The 18,472-nt window shown below is 67.1% G+C and carries 13 protein-coding genes and 3 tRNA genes; 8 read left to right on the top strand and 8 right to left on the bottom strand.

From position 1 onward, the window contains the following. Positions 1-8: 8 nt before the first annotated feature. Positions 9-902: a tetratricopeptide repeat protein gene (locus AC1DKR_RS12900; protein ID WP_312787010.1), complete on the bottom strand. Its 894-nt coding sequence runs from the start codon at positions 900-902 to the stop codon at positions 9-11. A gap of 359 nt (positions 903-1,261) precedes the next feature. On the opposite strand from AC1DKR_RS12900, the gene asnB reads away from it, so the two are divergent. Next, positions 1,262-2,953: an asparagine synthase B gene (gene asnB / locus AC1DKR_RS12895; RefSeq protein ID WP_108266122.1), complete on the top strand. Its 1,692-nt coding sequence runs from the start codon at positions 1,262-1,264 to the stop codon at positions 2,951-2,953. 104 nt (positions 2,954-3,057) lie between these two features. Further along, positions 3,058-4,446, top strand: coding sequence for a cation:proton antiporter domain-containing protein (locus AC1DKR_RS12890; RefSeq protein WP_442243749.1), 1,389 nt, complete (start codon positions 3,058-3,060; stop codon positions 4,444-4,446). Between the two features lie 124 nt (positions 4,447-4,570). Here AC1DKR_RS12890 and AC1DKR_RS12885 read toward each other — a convergent pair whose 3' ends face one another. Beyond that, entirely contained in the window at positions 4,571-6,901 is a 2,331-nt protein-coding gene (locus AC1DKR_RS12885) for a penicillin acylase family protein (RefSeq protein ID WP_442243748.1), read from the bottom strand. A 125-nt stretch (positions 6,902-7,026) separates the two neighbouring features. Here AC1DKR_RS12885 and bfr point away from each other — a divergent pair, with 125 nt between their 5' ends. Continuing rightward, the gene (gene bfr, locus AC1DKR_RS12880) at positions 7,027-7,515 is read left to right on the top strand and encodes a bacterioferritin (RefSeq protein WP_025877631.1); all 489 of its coding nucleotides are present in this window, start codon (positions 7,027-7,029) and stop codon (positions 7,513-7,515) included. Positions 7,516-7,832: 317 nt separating this feature from the next. Here the strand turns inward: bfr and parC are convergent, their stop codons facing one another. After that, positions 7,833-10,076: a DNA topoisomerase IV subunit A gene (gene parC, locus AC1DKR_RS12875; RefSeq protein ID WP_363730914.1), complete on the bottom strand. Its 2,244-nt coding sequence runs from the start codon at positions 10,074-10,076 to the stop codon at positions 7,833-7,835. Positions 10,077-10,135: 59 nt separating this feature from the next. Further along, positions 10,136-11,044: an AraC family transcriptional regulator gene (locus tag AC1DKR_RS12870; RefSeq protein WP_099819966.1), complete on the bottom strand. Its 909-nt coding sequence runs from the start codon at positions 11,042-11,044 to the stop codon at positions 10,136-10,138. Positions 11,045-11,189: 145 nt separating this feature from the next. Here AC1DKR_RS12870 and emrR point away from each other — a divergent pair, with 145 nt between their 5' ends. The 4 genes from emrR to emrB are packed head-to-tail and all read left to right on the top strand — an operon-like array spanning position 11,190 to position 15,908. After that, a complete protein-coding gene (emrR, locus tag AC1DKR_RS12865; protein ID WP_478033184.1) occupies positions 11,190-11,633 on the top strand; it encodes a multidrug efflux system transcriptional regulator EmrR in 444 nt (147 codons plus the stop codon). Then, positions 11,630-13,123, top strand: coding sequence for a multidrug efflux transporter outer membrane subunit EmrC (emrC, locus tag AC1DKR_RS12860; RefSeq protein ID WP_478033182.1), 1,494 nt, complete (start codon positions 11,630-11,632; stop codon positions 13,121-13,123). The genes emrR and emrC overlap by 4 nt, the downstream gene beginning before the upstream one ends. A gap of 11 nt (positions 13,124-13,134) precedes the next feature. Beyond that, complete coding sequence (gene emrA / locus AC1DKR_RS12855) at positions 13,135-14,313, top strand: multidrug efflux MFS transporter periplasmic adaptor subunit EmrA (protein ID WP_478033180.1); 1,179 nt, start codon at positions 13,135-13,137, stop codon at positions 14,311-14,313. Between the two features lie 8 nt (positions 14,314-14,321). Further along, entirely contained in the window at positions 14,322-15,908 is a 1,587-nt protein-coding gene (emrB, locus tag AC1DKR_RS12850; protein ID WP_312786971.1) for a multidrug efflux MFS transporter permease subunit EmrB, read from the top strand. Between the two features lie 180 nt (positions 15,909-16,088). Here emrB and AC1DKR_RS12845 read toward each other — a convergent pair. Together AC1DKR_RS12845 and AC1DKR_RS12840 are read right to left on the bottom strand one after the other, a co-directional pair. Beyond that, positions 16,089-16,175, bottom strand: a tRNA-Leu gene (locus tag AC1DKR_RS12845). Between the two features lie 50 nt (positions 16,176-16,225). Continuing rightward, positions 16,226-17,137: a LysR substrate-binding domain-containing protein gene (locus AC1DKR_RS12840; RefSeq protein WP_447944856.1), complete on the bottom strand. Its 912-nt coding sequence runs from the start codon at positions 17,135-17,137 to the stop codon at positions 16,226-16,228. Between the two features lie 96 nt (positions 17,138-17,233). Here AC1DKR_RS12840 and AC1DKR_RS12835 point away from each other — a divergent pair, with 96 nt between their 5' ends. Beyond that, positions 17,234-17,980, top strand: a complete 747-nt coding sequence (locus tag AC1DKR_RS12835; protein WP_447944857.1) for a sulfite exporter TauE/SafE family protein — start codon at positions 17,234-17,236, stop codon at positions 17,978-17,980. A gap of 60 nt (positions 17,981-18,040) precedes the next feature. On the opposite strand, the gene AC1DKR_RS12830 is transcribed toward AC1DKR_RS12835, so the two are convergent. Together AC1DKR_RS12830 and AC1DKR_RS12825 are read right to left on the bottom strand one after the other, a co-directional pair. Then, positions 18,041-18,127, bottom strand: a tRNA-Leu gene (locus AC1DKR_RS12830). 159 nt (positions 18,128-18,286) lie between these two features. Then, positions 18,287-18,371: transfer RNA gene (locus AC1DKR_RS12825), tRNA-Leu, on the bottom strand. Positions 18,372-18,472 lie beyond the last annotated feature (101 nt).

Raw genomic sequence — 18,472 nt, 5'->3', positions numbered from 1 at the left:
GCCCGGCGCTACTCCGAGAACTGGAAGAACGGCGGCTTGATCGCTTCGCGCCAGTACGACTCGTCGGCCATGTAGAAGCCCTGTGCGCTGGCCTTGGCGAACCACGCCGCCGCGGCATCCACGTTCTTCTGCAGACCATCGCCGCCGCGGCCGAGTGCCAGCCCGGCCAGGTACTGCCCATACACGTTGCCCTGTGCAGCGGCACGCTCATACCAGCGCAGCGCTTCAGCCTTGTTCTGCACTACGCCGATGCCGGCCTCGTACAGCGTGCCCAGGTCCACCTGCGCTTCGGCATCGCCGCGCGCGGCGCGGCGCTGGATGCGCGCGATCACCGGGTTCGGTGAGGCATCAGCGCTGAGCGGAGTGCCGGGCTTCGCGGACCCGCTGGTGGCATCGCGCAACGGCTGCAGCTTGTACAGCTGGCGCAGGTAGACCGCGCGGCGCAGGCGCCAACGCAGTGCGCCCTCCATGTCGCCACGTCGCTCGTACCACGTCTCCAGATCGCTCATCGCATACGGCGAGCCGTGATAGGCGGCGCGGTGGTACCAGCGGTAGGCCTTGCGCGCGGAAGGTTTGAGCACCACCGCGTCGGGCTTCTGCGGGGCATCACCGCTGTCCAGTCGGCCGCGTTCCAGGATCGTACCCAGCTGCTCCTCGGCACTGGTGGTGCGGTGCGTGCGCGGCGTGGTGGCAGCGGCGCGCGCGTACCAGTCCAGCGCGCGCACGTCGTTGCGGTACTGGTACAGCTTGGCCACGCGTAACGCCGAATCGAACTGGCCATCGGCAGCCGCGGCCAGGGCGTCGCGTTCGCTGTCATCGACCGGGCGGGTGGGCGTGGTCGCGCAGCCGGCCAGGGCGATCACGGCCAGGAGGGGCAGCAGGCGACGGTAGGAAGGGTTCATCCATGAATTCCGGAAAGCGGGCAGGGGATTATCCGGGTCGCTACCGGCGTGGCCGCTGAATCGGTTGCCATCGCAACAGTTGCGCCGCGCCGGAAACCCGGTTACGGTCGGATCCATGTCGCTCCGCCTGGCCACCGCCGTCAACAACACCAACCGCAATAATCTGCGCGCGAATAATCGTGCGCGGCCGATGCGGGACTGCGCCCTGGGTAGATAGACAGCAACACACGCCCGGACACCAGAAAACCCGCATCGGCCGATGCGGGTTTTTTTTGTGCCCGGGCGCAGCCCCACCCGGGCCTGGATGGCCGGTCGAACACTTTCCCCCCGTGTACTTCCCCACAACAGGAGCTCCACCCATGTGTTCGATCTTCGGTATTTTCGGCCTGCAGGCCGGTGACGATCTTCCTTCCCTGCGCCGCCATGCGCTGGAGCTGTCGCAGCGCCAGCGCCATCGTGGCCCGGACTGGAGCGGCGTGTATCTGGACGAAGGCGCGCTGCTGGTCCACGAGCGCCTGGCCATCGTCGATCCGGCCGGCGGCTCGCAGCCGCTGCTGTCCGAAGACGGGCAGCTGGCGCTGGCGGTCAACGGCGAGATCTACAACCACCAGCAGCTCAAGGCCGGCCTCGCCGAAGCCTATGCCTTCCAGACCGGTTCGGACTGCGAGGTGATCAACGCGCTGTACCGCCAGGGCGGATCGCCTGCGCAGTGGCTGGAACAGCTCAACGGCATCTTCGCCTTCGCTCTGTGGGACCGTGCAGCCGGCCGTGTGCTGGTGGCGCGCGACCCGGTCGGCGTGGTGCCGCTGTACTGGGGCCATGATGCGCAGGGACGGTTGCGCGTAGCGTCTGAAATGAAGGCGCTGGTGGATACCTGCGCCGACGTTGCCCAGTTCCCTCCGGGCCATTACTACGACAGCGCCAGCGGTGAACTGGTGCGCTACTACCAGCAGCCGTGGCGCGAGTACGACGACGTGCAGGGCCGCCAGGCCGATCTCGCCGAGCTGCGCCAGGCCTTCGAACATGCGGTCGAGCGCCAGCTGATGAGTGACGTGCCGTATGGCGTGCTGCTGTCGGGCGGGCTGGATTCGTCGCTGGTTGCTGCCGTGGCAGCACGTTATGCGCGCCGTCGCATTGAAGATGGCGGCCAGAGCGAAGCGTGGTGGCCGCGCCTGCATTCGTTCGCCATCGGCCTGAAGGGCTCGCCGGATCTGGCGGCTGCTGCGGTGGCCGCCGAAGCGCTGGGCACGGTGCACCACGGCTTCGAATACACCTTCGAAGAAGGCCTGGATGTGCTGCCGGAGGTGATCCGCCACATTGAAACCTACGACGTCACCACCATCCGCGCGTCCACGCCGATGTTCCTGCTGGCGCGCCGGATCAAGGCGATGGGGGTGAAGATGGTGCTGTCCGGCGAAGGCAGCGACGAGATCTTCGGCGGCTATCTTTATTTCCACAAGGCACCGGACGCGCGCGAATTCCACCAGGAACTGGTGCGCAAGCTCGATGCCCTGCACAACTACGATTGCCTGCGCGCCAACAAGTCGATGATGGCCTGGGGCGTGGAGCCGCGGGTGCCGTTCCTGGACCGCGAGTTCCTCGACGTGGCGATGCGATTCGATGCCGCGCACAAGATGGTCGGCGCCGGTTTCGGTGGTCGCCGCATCGAGAAGGCCGTGCTGCGCGAGGCCTTCGAGGGCTATCTGCCGGACAGCATCCTGTGGCGGCAGAAGGAGCAGTTCAGCGATGGCGTCGGTTACGGTTGGATCGACGGCCTGAAGGCGCATGCCGAAGCACAGGTCAGCGACCGCGTGCTGGCCGCCGCCGACAAGCGCTTCCCGCACAACCCGCCGCAGACCAAAGAGGCGTATTACTACCGCCACCTGTTCGAGCAGTTCTTCCCCAGCCACGCGGCGGCTGAAACCGTGCCGGGCGGCAAGTCGATCGCCTGTTCCTCGCCGGCGGCCATTGCCTGGGACGCCAGCTTCGCCGCTGCCGCCGATCCGTCGGGCCGCGCCATCGCCGGCGTGCACGAGCAGGCGCTGGCCTGAACCAAAAAGGGGGCGGAAGGGGATCAAGCTGTTCGTGGCATAAGCAACTTGATTCCCTCCGTCCCCTTCTTGCGACGTATCATCGGCGCCCTGCACATTGGGGAATGTTCATGGACGTACAGACCGGAGATCCCGTGCGGCCGACGAAGTGGGCGTGGCGTTACCTTGTCTGGGCCGGCGTGCCGCTGCTGGTCGGCCTGCTGCTGGCCCGCTATGCCGGGCCCGGGCTGCCGACGGTGGCCAGCAAGGCCGAGGCCGTGGTCGGCAGTGATTGGGCGCATCACCTGGCCTCGCCGCTGGGCCGGTTCCTGCTGCAGCTGCTGGTGCTGTTGCTGGTCGCCAAGGGCGCGGGCGCACTGTTGAAGCGTTTCGGCCAGCCGGCCGTGATCGGCGAGATGGCCGCTGGCCTGATGATGGGGCCGCTGTTGCTGGGCAGTCTGCTGCCACAGGTGCACGGCGCGCTGTTCCCCGCCGCTTCGCTGGGGCCGCTGGGCATGCTCAGCCAACTGGGCGTGCTGATGTTCCTGCTGGTGGCCGGCGCCGAACTGGATCTGGGTGCGCTGCGTGGGCGTCGCCGATTTGCCTTCACCGTCAGCCACGCCGGCATCGCGGTGCCGTTCGTGCTTGGCGTGGTCCTGGCGATCTGGCTGTATCCGCAGCATGGCCCGCAAGGCGTGAGCTTTACCGCGTTCGCGCTGTTCGTCGGCATCTCGATGAGCATCACCGCCTTTCCGGTGCTGCTGCGCATCCTTGCTGATCGAGGCATCACCCACACATCGCTGGGGCAGACCGCCATCGCCTGCGCGGCGTTGGGCGATGCGACTGCGTGGTGTCTGCTGGCGCTGATCGTGGCCGCAGCGCAGGCCACTGGCTGGTTGCCGGCCAGCCTCAACCTGCTGTGCGTGGTGGCGTTCATCGCACTGATGCTGGGGCTGGTGAAGCCGTGGTTTGCCCGCCAGGCCATCGCGCCGGGCCGCGAAGGGAGCTGGCTGCTGGGCATCCTGCTGCTGTCACTGGCCAGTGCGCTGGTTACCGAAGTGCTCGGCATCCACGCGCTGTTCGGCGCGTTTGCTGCGGGCGTGGCGGTGTCGTCCAACGCGCAGTTGCGTCAGCTGCTGGTGGCCAGGGTCGAACCGTTCGCGGTGACCCTGCTGCTGCCGCTGTTCTTCGCCATGACCGGCCTGCGCATGCGTGCCGACGCGCTGCAGGGCAGCGACATCCTGCTGTGCGTGGTGGTGATCGCAGTGGCCACGGTGGGCAAGCTGCTGGGCACCTGGAGTGCGGCGCGCAGCACCGGCATGGCCTCGCGCGAAGCGTGGCGACTGGGGGCGCTGATGAACACCCGCGGGTTGATGGAACTGATCGTGCTCAACCTGGGCTACGAGCTGGGCCTGCTCGGCGACCGCCTGTTCGCGGTGCTGGTGATCATGGCGCTGGTGACCACCGCAATGACCGGGCCGCTGTTGAACCTGATCGAGCGCCGCAGGGCCTGACCCGGTCGCGCCGAGCGGCTCCACAGGGCCATCCCCTCAGCCGGATGGCGTAGTAGTGCCGGCCGCTGGCCGGCAACCACGCACACGAGTCGGGCATCAGGCGGTCGCCGGCCAGCGGCCGGCGCTACTTCACCGGTGCCAGCGTCATCGTGTGCTCTGCCTTGCCGGGCAGGAACGGGGTGGGGCGACCGTGCACCCAATCCTCATGTCCCGCGCCCCAGTAAGGCGATAGCGGATGGCCGCTCTGCCCGCCCGGCATGTGCACGATGCCGTCGGCTTCGTGGCCGGGCGAGACCACCATCCGCTGCGAGGCACCGAAGGCCGGTGTCTGTACACGCGGCATGTCACGGTCGCCGGGTAGGGGATCGGCCGGCATGCACAACCAGCGACTGGCGAAGGCAGGCAGGGCGCGCGCCACCGGATGGCAGATCGCTGCGGTATTGCGCTCGCCCCAGCTGCGGTGCGCCAGCGGCCCCTGCTTGGACAGCTCCGCTTCGGTGCGACGTGCAGCATCAGCCAGCAGCGCATCCCAGCTCGCGTACGCGGGCGGCAGCAGGTTGGCGGGGCGCTGTTCCAGCATCGGCCAGGCGACGCCTTCCAGCTGCGCCAAGCGCGGTGCCAGGAAGTCCTCGCCCAGCTGCGCCCGGGCCGGTGCCAGCAGCGCATCGGTCAGCGTGTCGAGCACCTGTGTACGGAATTCGCGCACCACCCGGTAGCTGGTCGAATTGATCGCGGCGCGACCATCCCAATGGCCGCTTACCGTGCCCAACCGCTTCAGTGCCGGATCGTCGCTGTGCTCGATCACCTCCTGCAGCAGCACCCACCAGCGCTGCAGGAACACCGCGCGGTCGTCCAGCTGGATTGCCAGCAGGTCGTGTTCGTCGAAACGCTCCTGCGTGGCCAGCAGGTCGCGGATCTGCCGTCCGCGTGCACCGAGGTCGTAGCCGCCATTGCCGACGGTGGCCAAGGTCGCCTCGTCCACCACGCGGCTGTTGGCGGTCCACAGCCGATGCGCAGCAGGATCGATCAGGCTCGGCGCGGCGTCGCTGCGGATCGGCCAGGGTGCGCAGCCCTGGTTGGCCTGATTTTCATTGAAACCCAGTGGCGTGCAGTCCGGGCCACGGTCAGGCCGCGCGCCGACCAGGCGCCACGCGATGCGCCCGCTGCGGTCGCCGATCACAAGGTTCTGCGCGGGAATGCCGGCGTGGTCGGCAATCTGCAGGGCCTGGTCCAGATCGGCGGCCCGTGCCATGTCGGCGAAGTCCATGCGCACCGCGCCCGGCAACTGCGCGACCCAGCGCAGGGCGTCGCCGCTGCCATCGGCGTGGGTGTGCAGGATCGGCCCCCACGCGGTTTCCCGTACCGGGAAACGCACGTCGGCAGCGCCGGCCACGACGATCCGTTCCTCATGCACGGTCACTGCAGCGTCCGCTGGCTCGGTGCGGAAGTCGGCAGTGTCGATGTAGCTGTTGGTGAAGCCCCAGGCCACGTGGCCGTTGCTGCCGACAATCACCGCCGGCACGCCCGGCAGCGAGAACCCGCTGACGTCGACCTGGCCACCCGCGGCCTGTGGATCGGGGTAGCGCAGGCGCACACGGAACCACAGGCTGGGCGCGCGCAGGCCCAAGTGCATGTCGTCGGCGACGATCGCACGGCCATCGGCGGTCAGTGCGCCGGAGACGGCGAAATTGTTGCTGCCGACCGCGTCGGCATCCTCGGCAGTCGCGCCGGTCGCGGCCTTCAGCGTGCGCAGGTCCAGTTGGCTGGCATCAGGCAGGGGGGCGTTGCCGCGGGCAGCGCCGGCAAGCGGCGCATCCCACTCGCTGCCGTCGTGCGCCAGGAGGGCATACAGGGCCGGCGGCACCACCGAGCGGATGCGCTCCAGGGCGAGTTCGGACTGGTTGCTGGGGTCCTGCAGGTCGGCGTACATGGCCAGGCCTGCCAGCACGCTGTCGCTGGCCCGCCAGGGTCGGGGCGCCTGCCGCAGCAGCAGATAGGCCCATGGCCGCACCGCCAGGCTGCCCAGGCCCTGGTTGACCCCGTCCACGTAGGCGCGCACGGCCGCAGGGTCGCTGCCCAGTGCGTCCTGCAGATGGGCCTCGGTACGCGCGCGCAGGCGGTGAACGCGCATGCGCTTGTCGGCTTCGATCGCCTTCGCCCCGAACAACGCGGACAGTTCACCCGCGGCACTGCGCCGCATCAGGTCCATCTCGAAATAACGTTCCTGCGCGTGAACACGGCCGAGCGCCCGCAGGGCATCAGCCTTGTTGCCGGCGGTGATGGTGACCACCCCCAGCGCATCGCGCTCTACGGTGACCTTTGTGACCAGCCCGGGCAACGGGCGCTCGCCGTCCAGTTCGGCCAGGCTGCCGCGCAGCAGCAACCACAGGACCAGCACCGCGAGCAGCACGATTGCCACCAGCACACCCAGAATCCACCGCCACGTACGACGCATTGCAGGTCCTTTCCGAGCATGTCGGCCGATTGTAGCCGCAGGCGCAACTGCGACTGATTCCGATTAGATCACCGTATTTCCAGATGGGGCACCATGGGCGCCATCGATTCACAGGAGCTCCCCCCATGAAAGGCAACCCGGACGTCATCGCCTGCCTGAAGGAACTGCTGCGCGGCGAACTCGCCGCCCGCGACCAGTACTTCATCCACTCCCGCCGCTACGAGGACCAGGGCCTGTTCGCGCTGTACGAACGCCTGAACCACGAGATGGAAGAAGAGACCCAGCATGCCGACGCGCTGCTGCGCCGGATCCTGTTCCTGGGCGGCGACCCGGACATGCGCCCGCATGCCACCGAGCCGGGCAAGACCGTGGAGGAGATGCTGCGCAAGGACCTGGACACCGAATACGCGGTGCGCAACAACCTCGCCGCCGGCATGAAGCTGTGCGAGGAGAAGGGCGACTACGTGAGCCGCGACATGCTGCTGGCGCAGTTGAAGGACACCGAGGAAGACCACGCATGGTGGCTGGAGCAGCAGCTGGGCCTGATCAAGCGCATCGGCCTGGAGCTGTACCAGCTGAGCAAGATCGACGGCAGCGGCGCCCCGGCGCACTGACCACGATTGTCGTAGCGCCGGGTCATGCCCGGTGACTACCCGGTAGAGCCGACCGCTGGTCGGCTGCATTTAGCAGAGCAGCCGACCAGCGGTCGGCTCTACCAGGAGCGCAAAGCAACGTCGCCCGCCAGCACCGGAGCACCGCCAGCCAGCCTTCGCCCGCCAGCTGCTCCACCGCCCGCCAGCCGACAAACAAAGAAGCCGGGGAATGCCCCGGCTTTTTTGTGTCTGATGCTCCGTTCCCGGTAGCGCCGGGCCATGCCCGGCGGGTTCCCGATTGCCGGGCAAGGCGTGTCAACCAAGGTTGACACCTACCGTCATTCGACCGACAACCCTTCCACCTTCTGCCAGCCACGCGGCAGCAGATGGCCACGGGTGGCGCGGGCGCCCAGATAGGCGTCGAGTTCGTTGAACTTCAGGCCCATGGTGCGCTGGCCGCTGCGGACCTGCAGGGTCTGGCCGGGGCTGATTGCCACGATGGCGACCACGCGTTCGGTGGCGAGCTTGGCCTTGGGGATCTCGATGATCTTGTTGCCCTTGCCCTTGTCCAGTTCCGGCAGGTCGTTGGCGGCGATCGCCAGCAGGTTGCCCGAACTGGTCACCGCGACGATGCGGTCGGTAGCGACGTTGGCCACCACCGATGGGGTCAGCACCGACGAGCCCGCCGACAGGTTCAGCATCGCCTTGCCGGCCTTGTTGCGACCGATCAGGTTTTCGAAGCGGGTGACGAAACCATAGCCGTGGGTCGAGGCCAGCACGAAGCGGGTATCCGGTTCGGCGCTGGCCAGGGTCACGAAGCTGGTGCCTGCGGCCGGCGAGAAGCGGCCGGTCAGCGGTTCACCGTTGCCGCGTGCCGAGGGCAGGGTATGCACCGGCGTGGAGTAGGCACGGCCTTCGCTGTCGAGGAACGCGACCTGCTGGGTGCTGCGCGCACGCACTGCACCCTGCAGCGCATCGCCATCGCGGTAGGACAGGGTCGAGGCATCGATGTCGTGGCCCTTGGCGGCGCGGATCCAGCCCTTCTCGGACATCACCACCGTCATCGGCTCGCTCGGTACCAGCTCGGTCTCGTCGATGGCCTGCGCGGCCTGGCGCTGCACCAGCGGCGAGCGGCGCTCGTCGCCGAACTTCTTCGCATCGGCCTGCAGCTCGTCGCGGATCAGCTTCTTCAGTTTGGCCTTGCTGTCGAGGATGCTGAGGATCTTCTCGCGCTCCTTGGCCAGCTCGTCCTGCTCGCCGCGGATCTTCATTTCTTCCAGGCGGGCCAGCTGCTTCAGCTTGGTTTCCAGGATGTACTCGGCCTGGTCTTCGGACAGGCCGAAGCGCGCGATCAGCGCCGCCTTCGGTTCGTCTTCGGTACGGATGATGTGGATCACCTCGTCCAGGTTGAGGAACGCCACCAGCAGGCCTTCCAACAGGTGCAGGCGACGCTCGACCTTCTGCAGGCGGTGCTGCAGGCGGCGGGTGACGGTGCTGCTGCGGAACGCCAGCCACTCGCTGAGCAGCGTCTTCAGGTTCTTCACCTGCGGACGGCCGTCCAGCCCGATCACGTTGAGGTTGACGCGGTAGCTGCGCTCCATGTCGGTGGTGGCGAACAGGTGGCCCATCAACTGCTCGGCGTCGACGCGGTTCGAGCGCGGCACCAGCACCACGCGCACCGGGTTGGCATGGTCGGACTCATCGCGGATGTCCTCCAGCCACGGCAGCTTCTTGGCGCGCATCTGCGCGGCGATCTGCTCGATCACCTTCGACGGCGACACCTGGAACGGCAACGCGGTGACCACCACGTTGTGGGTTTCCTTGATGTAGGTCGCACGCGCACGCACGCTGCCGTTGCCGGTCTCGTACATGTTCCGCAGGTCGTTGGCCGGGGTGATGATCTCGGCATTGGACGGGTAGTCGGGACCCTTCACGTGCTCGCACAGGTCGCGCACGCTGGCGTCCGGATCGTCCAGCAGGTGCAGCAGCGCGCTGACGATCTCGTTGAGGTTATGCGGCGGCACATCGGTGGCCATGCCCACGGCGATGCCGGTGGTGCCGTTCAGCAGCAGATGCGGCAGGCGTGCCGGCATCCAGGTCGGTTCCTGCAGGGTGCCGTCGAAGTTCGGTGCCCAGTCGGTGGTGCCCTGGCCCAGTTCGCCCAGCAGTACTTCGGCGATCGGGGTCAGCTTGGATTCGGTGTAACGCATCGCCGCGAACGACTTCGGATCGTCGCTGGAACCGAAGTTGCCCTGGCCTTCGATCAGCGGATAACGGTACGAGAACGGCTGCGCCATCAGCACCAGCGCTTCGTAGCACGCGCTGTCGCCATGCGGGTGGTACTTACCGATGACGTCACCGACGGTACGCGCGGACTTCTTCGGCTTGGACGCGGCATTCAGGCCCAGCTCGCTCATCGAATAGATGATGCGGCGCTGCACCGGCTTCAGGCCGTCGCCGAGGAACGGCAGGGCGCGATCCAGGACCACGTACATCGAGTAGTCGAGGTAGGCGCGTTCGGCGTATTCGCGCAGCGGCAGTTGTTCGAAACCGTGGAACACGGGGCGGGCAAGATCGGTCATGCGGCGTTGTTACCTATGTCGGGAGGCGGTGACGGCGGTCGCCGCTCTCAATCCAGTGATTATCCGGATGCGGCGGGGGATGCCAAGCCGCGTGCAGGATCCAGGCCCGGTTCCAGGCCGTGGCCGGCCCGTGCCAGGTAGCGTCCGGGCGGTAACCCGAAGTGTCGCCGGAACACGGTGACGAAGGCGCTGGCGCTGCTGAAGCCCAGTGCGTGGGCGATATCGGCCACGCTGCGGCCCTCGCTGAGCTGCCGCAGCGCCTCGGCCAGCCGTGCCTGCTGGCGCCATTGCGCGAAGCTGAGGGTGGTCTCGTCGCGGAAATGGCGGGTCAGGCTGCGCGGCGACAGGCCGGCCCAATGCGCCCATTGCGCCAGGCCGCGCTCGTCGGCCGGGTCGGCCAGCAGTTGTGAGGCAATCTTCAACAGACGCCGGTCGCGTGGCATCGGCAGATGCATGCGCTGGCGCGGCGCGGCGCGTATCTCGTCCAGCAGCACGTTGATGATGTGCTGCCGTTCGGTGGTGCTTTCGTAGTCCTGCGGCCAGTCGCAGATGCGTTCGGCCACCGCCTGCGCCAGCCGCGAGATGCCCAGCACGCACGGGTCGGCAGGCAATTCGGCGCACAGCGGTGCGGCCAGCACCATGCCCCAGCCGCGCAGTGGTCCATCGATGTGGACCGTATGCGGCTCGGCCGGTGGCATCCAGCCCGCCGAACCTGGTGCCAGCGACCAAGTCCCATGCGAGGTGCGGGTGGTCAGCAGGCCGCGTTCGACGCAGATCAGCTGCGCGCGGACGTGGTGATGCCAGTCCACTTCGCGGGCCAGCCCCTGCGGGCTGTCGAAGCGGAAGGCGATGACCGGCGGGCCGTCATTGCGCTCGAACCAGTCCAGCGCTTCTTCACGCAGCAGGGTGGCAGGGCCGGGTTCGCCCGCCTTCACGTGGGCTGGGGGTGGCTTGAATGTGACATTCATTGGCTGGATTGTACTACCGGGCCAGTTGGGAGCGCCATTAAGGTGGCGCCTTCACCTGATCCAGCCCACTGCTGCAACACAGCATTTGATGCCAGATCGAATATTTCCATTGAGAAATATTTTTTTTGGAAGAGAATGCTCCCCCATGATCTGTCCTGCAACCACTCCCCCCAGCTTCGGCCTGCTGCTGCGCCAGGTGCGCGACGGCCTGGTCCGCCAGCTCGATGCGTCCATGGCCGAGGAAGACCTCGGCATCGGCTTCACCCACTACATCGGGCTGAAGGTGCTCTCGAACATGGCGCCGTGCACGGCCAACGAGCTGGCCCAGGCCATCGACCAGGTGCCCAGCGCGGTCACCCGCCTGCTGGACAAGCTGGAAGCGCTCGGTTGCGTGCGCCGCGAGCCGCATGCCCAGGACCGGCGTGCGCTGCAGATCGTATTGACCGATGAAGGCCGCGCGCTGTGGGCGCGGTTGAAGCTGCGCGGCGACGCGGTGATGGATTACGCCCTGCGCGATCTGTCCGCCGACGAACGCTCGCAGCTGCTGTCCCTCCTGACCCGAATCCGCGATTCCCTGACGACCCCATGAACCCGATCCCGTATCCCACTCTCCGCCGGTCCGGGCGCGCGCTGCTGGTTTCAGCGCTGGCCCTGGCCCTGGCCGCCTGCGCCAGCAGCCGCGGCCTGAACCCGCAGGGCCACGTGCTCGACGTGGACAGCCTGCACAGCGAACGCACCCTGGCCGACAGTGACCTGAGTGCCGCCGGTTTTCCTGCCCAGGACTGGTGGAAGGCACTGGGCGACGCGCAGCTGGATGCGCTGATCGCCGAAGGCCTGGCCGGCCATCCGAGCTTGGACGCCGCCGACGCCCGCCTGCGCCAGGCACAGTCACAGGTCGGCACCGCACGCGCTGATCGCCTGCCAAGCCTCTCCGTGTCCGGTGGCTACACCGGCCTGCGCCTGCCCGAATCGATGGCCGGCGATGAAATCGGTGGCCATTACGCCGGCAGCAGCCAGGTCGCCTTCGATTTCAGCTACGGCATCGACCTGTGGGGCGGCAAGCGCGCCGCTTGGGAGGCCGCCGTGGATGGTGCCCACGCTGCCACTGTCGAGGCCCAGGCCGCGCGCCTGAACCTGTCCACCGGCATTGCCCAGGCCTATACCGACCTGGCCTACGCCTGGCAGCTCAACGATGTGGCCGAAGAAGAACTGGCGCGCTCGCAGAAGTCGCTGGAGCTGACCCGGCAGCGTCGCAGCGCCGGCATCGACAGCGACCTGCAGGTGCGCCAGGCCGAAGCCCGCGTGCCGGCCGCACAGCAGCAGTTGCTGGCGGCGCAACAGCGCATCGACGCCGGACGCACGGCGCTGGCCGCGCTGGTCGGCAAGGGCCCGGACCGGGGCCTGTCGATTGAACGCCCGCGGGCGATGAACCCGCTGGCCCTGCAGCTGCCGGGTGTAGTGCCCAGCGAACTGCTCGGTCGTCGCCCCGACATCGTCGCCGCGCGCTGGCGGGTGGAAGCGGCCGACAAGCAGATCAAGGTCGCCAAGACTCGGTTCTATCCGAGCCTCAACCTGACCGCGCTGGCCGGCGTGGTCGCACCGAATGTCGGTGACCTGCTGCAGAGCAGTTCCAGCTTCGCCTACATCGGCCCGGCGCTGAGCCTGCCGATCTTCGAAGGCGGCAAGCTGCGCGCCAACCTGGCCAACACCGATGCGCAGTACGACCTGGCCGTAGCGAACTACAACCAGGCGGTGCTCGACGCACTGCGCGACGTGGCCGACCAGGTCAACGCGGTGCGCTCACTGGCGCAGCAGGCGCAGTCGCAGCAGCAGGCGGTGGATACCGCACGCGCCGCGTTCGACCTGGCCCAGCAGCGCTATCGCGCCGGCATCGGCAGCTACCTGGACGTGCTGACCGCGCAGTCCACCCTGCTGCAGTCGCAACAGCAGCTGGCCGGCCTGCAGTCGCAGCAGCTGCAGACCTCGGTGCGCCTGAGCAAGGCGCTCGGCGGTGGTTTCCAGCCTAGTGACGCCGACGCCGCACCGCTTGCTTCCCATTCCGATTCCTCGCATTCCTGAAGACGCCTGCCATGAGCCAGACCCAAGACACTGCGGCCGCCGCCGCCCCCAACCGTCGCGGCAAGCTGCTGCGCGGCCTGTTCGTGATCGTCGTGCTGCTGCTGGCGGCACTGGCGCTGTGGTACTTCATGTTCGGCCGTTGGTTCGAAGAGACCGACGACGCCTACGTGCAGGGCAACCAGGTGCAGATCACCCCGCTGGTGGCCGGTACCGTGGTCGCCATCAACGCCGATGACGGCATGCGCGTGGAGCGCGGCCAGCTGCTGGTGCAGCTGGACCCGGCCGATACCTCGGTGGCCCTGCAGCAAGCCGAAGCCAACCTGGCCAAGACCGTGCGCCAGACCCGCGGCCTGTACCGCAGCGTCGAAGGTGCGCAGGCGGACTTGAACGCACGCCAGGTGACCCTGAAGCGCGTGCGCGACGACTTCGCACGCCGCAAGGGCCTGGCCGCCACCGGCGCCATCTCCAACGAAGAACTGGCCCACGCCCGCGATGAGCTGGCAGCTGCCGAAGCGGCCGTGGCCGGTTCGCGCGAGACCGTCGAGCGCAACCGCGCACTGGTCGATGACACCGTGATCGCCACCCAGCCGGATGTGCAGGCTGCCGCCGCGCAGCTGCGCCAGGCCTTCCTCAACAACGCACGTTCGGGCATCGTCGCGCCGGTCACCGGCTATGTCGCCCGTCGTTCGGTGCAGGTCGGCCAGCGCGTGCAGCCGGGCAATGCGCTGATGGCGGTGGTGCCGACCGAGCAGATGTGGGTCGAAGCCAACTTCAAGGAAACCCAGCTGCGGCACATGCGCTTGGGCCAGGAAGTGGAGCTGAAGTCGGACCTGTATGCCGGCGACGTCAAGTACAAGGGCCGCATCGACAGCCTGGGCCTGGGCACCGGCTCGGCGTTCTCGCTGCTGCCGGCGCAGAACGCCAGCGGCAACTGGATCAAGATCGTGCAGCGCGTGCCGGTGCGCATCGCCATTGATGCCAAGCAGCTGGCCGAACACCCGCTGCGCATCGGCCTGTCGATGAAGGCCGAAGTGAGCCTGCGCGACCAGAAGGGCGAAGTGCTGCCGAGCGCGGCCGCCAAGGGCACGGTGTTCGACACCGACGTGTACGCCAAGCAGTTGCACGATGCCGATGAGGTGATCCACACGATCATCCAGGGCAACCTGCCGCAGCAGGGCAAGGCGAGCTGAGGCCGGCCATGTCCGCACAAGCTCCAGCTGCGCCCGGCTCTCCGGGCGCACCGGCGGCGCCGGGTGCGGCCGCCGGCTTCCTGCCACCCAGTGTGGCCCTGTGCACCGTGGGCCTGGCGATGGCCTCGTTCATGCAGGTGCTCGACACCACCATCGCCAACGTCTCGTTGCCGACCATCGCCGGTAATCTTGGCGCCAGTTCGCAGCAGGCAACGTGGGTCATCACCTCGTTCGCGGTCAGCACCGCGATCGCACTGCCGTTGACCGGCTGGCTCAGCCGTCGCTTCGGCGAGCGCAAGCTGTTCGTGTGGGCCACGCTGGCCTTCGTGATCACCTCGCTGCTGTGCGGCCTGGCCCAGAGCATGGGCATGCTGGTGCTGTCGCGTGCACTGCAGGGCTTCGTCGCCGGCCCGATGTACCCGATCACCCAGTCGCTGCTGGTCTCGATCTATCCACGGGAGAAACGCGGGCAGGCGCTGGCGCTGCTGGCGATGATCACCGTGGTGGCGCCGATCTGCGGTCCGATCCTCGGTGGCTGGATCACCGACAACTACAGCTGGGAATGGATCTTCCTGATCAACGTGCCGCTGGGCATCTTCGCTGCGCTGGTGGTGGGCAACCAATTGAAGGGTCGCCCCGAGCACGTCGAGAAGCCGAAGATGGACTACGTCGGCCTGGTCACCCTGGTGATCGGCGTGGGCGCATTGCAGCTGGTGCTCGACCTGGGCAACGACGAAGACTGGTTCTCGTCGATGAAGATCGTGGTATTGGCCTGCGTGGCCGTGGTGGCGCTGACTGTGTTCCTGATCTGGGAGCTGACCGACAAGGACCCGATCGTCGATCTGAAGCTGTTCCGGCACCGCAACTTCCGCGCCGGTACGCTGGCGATGGTGGTGGCCTACGCGGCGTTCTTCAGCGTGGCTCTGCTGATTCCGCAGTGGCTACAGCGCGACATGGGTTACACCGCGATCTGGGCAGGCCTGGCGACGGCACCGATCGGCATCCTGCCAGTGATCATGACCCCGTTCGTGGGCAAGTACGCATCGCGCTTTGACATGCGCATGCTGGCCACCATCGCGTTCGTGGTGCTGTCGATGACCAGCTTCCTGCGTTCGGGTTTCAACCTGCAGGTGGACTTCCATCATGTGGCCGGCGTGCAGTTGATCATGGGCATCGGCGTGGCGCTGTTCTTCATGCCGGTGCTGCAGATCCTGCTGTCGGACCTGGATGGTCGTGAGATCGCGGCCGGCTCGGGCCTGGCCACGTTCCTGCGTACGCTGGGCGGCAGCTTCGCCGCCTCGCTGACCACCTGGCTGTGGGCACGTCGCACGCAGGTGCATCACGCGGACCTGACCGAGCACATCTCGGCCTATCAGCCGGGCATGCAGGACCAGGTGGCGGCGATGGGGCAGGGCGACCTGCAACATGGTGCGGCGGTGCTGAACAACATGATCAACCACCAGGCATCGCAGATGGGCTTCAACGACATCTTCTTCCTGCTGGGCTGGATCTTCCTGGCGATCATCTCGTTCCTGTGGCTGGCCAAGCCGCCCTTCGGTGCGGGCGCGGGTGCTGCCGCCGGTGGCGGGCACTGATCGATCGCTGTTGCTGAAAAACAAAACCCCGCCGGAAGGCGGGGTTTTTGTTTGCAGTGCATCCACGCATGCATGCGAATTCCAGTAGATCCACGCCATGCGTGGATGGACGCGCGTGATCCCGGCAAACGCTGGACATGAAAAAACCCGCTTGCGCGGGTTTGATCATTGTCTGAGTCATGGTGCCCAGGAGAGGACTCGAACCTCCACGAAGTTGCCCCCGCTAGCACCTGAAGCTAGTGCGTCTACCAATTCCGCCACCTGGGCGACTCAGGAGGAGAATTTTGCAGGAAGGCTGGATATGTGTCAACACCATTTCACACATTTTTTTCTGCACCGGCTTCCGCGTCCACATCCAGATGCAGCAGCAGGCTGCGCATCGGTGGCGAGAGTGATTTCCAGTCGGCGAACGCGGCGCACAGCCGGCGTTGTGCCCACGCGTTGCCGAGTGCAACGGCGACGATGCCGGTGGCCCGTCGATGTTGCCGCGCGATCGTGCGCGGCGCGATGCCCACGCCGATGCCATGGCCCACCATCGTGCAAAGGCCTTCAAAGGTCTTCATGCGGATGCGCACGTCGAGCGTGCGTCCGGCCTCTGCCGCCAGCTCTTCGATATAGGTCTGCAGCGCATTGCCGTCGGCCAGGGCAACGAAGGTCTCGCCCAGCACATCGCTGAAGTCGAGCGAACGCCGCGCGGCGAAGCGATGGCCTGCCGGCAGCATCATCATCAGCGGGTCTTCGGCAACGACATGACGACGCAGTCCATCGGCGGGAACGGCATCACTGATGACGCCGGCCTCTGCCTGGCCGGCACGGATCGCGCGCACGACTTCATTGCTGGTGCGTTCGTGCAGTTCCACGCGCAGGCGAGGGCGCTCTGCCAGCCATGGGGCCAGCCGCGCGGGCAGGTAGTTGGTCAATGCCGCGGTGTTGGCGTACAGGTGCAGCGTGCCGCGCGCACCGTGGGCGAACGCCTGCAGTTCGCCGCGCAGCTGCGCCTGCTGCTGCAGGATCAGGCGCGCGTGATGGGCCAGTGCGGCACCCGCTTCGGTGAGGCTGATGCCGCGCGGGTGACGGGTGAGCAGCGCCGTGCCAGCGTCGGTTTCGATGGCGCGCAGGCGTTCGCTGGCCGATCCCAGTGCCAGATTCGCCTCCACCGCGCCGGCAGTGATGCTGCCGGCTTCGGCCACCGCCAGGAACAGGCGCAGATCGGCAATGTCCAAGCGCATGTCGTTTGCTCCGCTCGGCCCTGCCTTCGGCTGGTCCGAAGGCGCAGGCGGGAAGACCGCATTGTGCGCGCCTGCGGCGCCGGCTCCAATGGCGGCATGAACGAGACGACATACTTCTATGGATTGCTGGTGGTGGTGTTCGTGCTGGCCGGGGTGGTCAAGGGCGTGACCGGCATGGGCCTGCCGACGGTGGCGATGGGATTGCTGGGCGGCGCGTTGTCGCCGGTGGCGGCGGCCTCGATGCTGTTCATTCCTACCTTCGTCACCAATGCCTGGCAGTTGCTGTCCGGGCCATCACTGGGCCGCACCCTGCGGCGGCTGTGGCCGATGATGCTGGCCGTGGTGGTGGTGACGCTGGGTTCGGCCGCGCTGCTGGTGCGGGTGGATCGTGATGCCTCGCGCGCCGCGTTGGGCGTGGCGCTGATGGTGTATGCGCTGTACGCGCTGGTGGCGCCGGTGTTCCGCGTACCGCAGCGGCGCGAGCGCTGGCTGGGGCCGCTGGTCGGGGCGGTGTCCGGCGTGGTCACCGGCGCGACCGGCGTGTTTGTAATGCCGGCGGTGCCGTACCTGCAGTCGCTGGGGTTGCAGCGCGAGGAGCTGGTGCAGGCACTGGGCCTGGCGTTCACCGTATCGACGATCTCGCTGACCACCGGGCTGGTGCTCAATGGTGCGTTTGGCGTGCAGCAGCTGGGGTTGAGCGCGCTGGCGGTGCTGCCGGCGTTGCTGGGCATGTGGCTGGGGCAGGTGATCCGCCAGCGCATCAGTGCGCGCGTGTTCCGTGCCTGCTTCCTCGGCTTCCTGCTGTTGCTGGGCCTGGAGCTGATGCTGCGTACGTGGTGGTGATGCCGACCGGACGCCAGACAAGAAAAAACCCGCTTTCGCGGGTGTTTTTCATTCTCGACATGGTGCCCAGGAGAGGACTCGAACCTCCACGAAGTTGCCCCCGCTAGCACCTGAAGCTAGTGCGTCTACCAATTCCGCCACCTGGGCGTCGAGGAGGAGAATTATGGGGTGCCGTGACGGAAGTGTCAACACCCTTCTGAAATTCCTGCGTCCAACGCGCTCAGTAGATCCACGCCATGCGTGGATGGGTGTGGCAGCCGGATTTCAGGCAAAAAAAATCCCCGCCGAAGCGAGGAGTTTTTTCGTTGGTGCCCAGAAGAGGACTCGAACCTCCACGGTTTTACCCGCTAGTACCTGAAACTAGTGCGTCTACCAATTCCGCCATCTGGGCGTTCCAGAGGCGCAATTGTGAAGATGAACCCGGGGCCTGTCAACGATTTCCTGAAAATTCTTAATGGGGGTTCTTCAACGTGTTTGCTGACCCGTTCTGCA

The sequence above is a fragment of the Stenotrophomonas sp. 01N47 genome (assembly GCF_056399165.1).
This window is presented reverse-complemented; position numbering and strand designations above follow the sequence as displayed.

Excerpts from the sequence above, each read along its gene's own strand:
- AC1DKR_RS12890 (WP_442243749.1), top strand. The coding sequence starts at position 3,058 with ATGTTCATGGACGTACAGACCGGAGATCCCGTGCGGCCGACGAAGTGG.
- AC1DKR_RS12900 (WP_312787010.1), bottom strand. The coding sequence starts at position 902 with ATGAACCCTTCCTACCGTCGCCTGCTGCCCCTCCTGGCCGTGATCGCC.
- bfr (WP_025877631.1), top strand. The coding sequence starts at position 7,027 with ATGAAAGGCAACCCGGACGTCATCGCCTGCCTGAAGGAACTGCTGCGC.
- emrC (WP_478033182.1), top strand. The coding sequence starts at position 11,630 with ATGAACCCGATCCCGTATCCCACTCTCCGCCGGTCCGGGCGCGCGCTG.
- AC1DKR_RS12840 (WP_447944856.1), bottom strand. The coding sequence starts at position 17,137 with ATGCGCTTGGACATTGCCGATCTGCGCCTGTTCCTGGCGGTGGCCGAA.
- emrA (WP_478033180.1), top strand. The coding sequence starts at position 13,135 with ATGAGCCAGACCCAAGACACTGCGGCCGCCGCCGCCCCCAACCGTCGC.
- emrR (WP_478033184.1), top strand. The coding sequence starts at position 11,190 with ATGATCTGTCCTGCAACCACTCCCCCCAGCTTCGGCCTGCTGCTGCGC.
- AC1DKR_RS12870 (WP_099819966.1), bottom strand. The coding sequence starts at position 11,044 with ATGAATGTCACATTCAAGCCACCCCCAGCCCACGTGAAGGCGGGCGAA.
- AC1DKR_RS12835 (WP_447944857.1), top strand. The coding sequence starts at position 17,234 with ATGAACGAGACGACATACTTCTATGGATTGCTGGTGGTGGTGTTCGTG.
- asnB (WP_108266122.1), top strand. The coding sequence starts at position 1,262 with ATGTGTTCGATCTTCGGTATTTTCGGCCTGCAGGCCGGTGACGATCTT.
- emrB (WP_312786971.1), top strand. The coding sequence starts at position 14,322 with ATGTCCGCACAAGCTCCAGCTGCGCCCGGCTCTCCGGGCGCACCGGCG.
- parC (WP_363730914.1), bottom strand. The coding sequence starts at position 10,076 with ATGACCGATCTTGCCCGCCCCGTGTTCCACGGTTTCGAACAACTGCCG.
- AC1DKR_RS12885 (WP_442243748.1), bottom strand. The coding sequence starts at position 6,901 with ATGCGTCGTACGTGGCGGTGGATTCTGGGTGTGCTGGTGGCAATCGTG.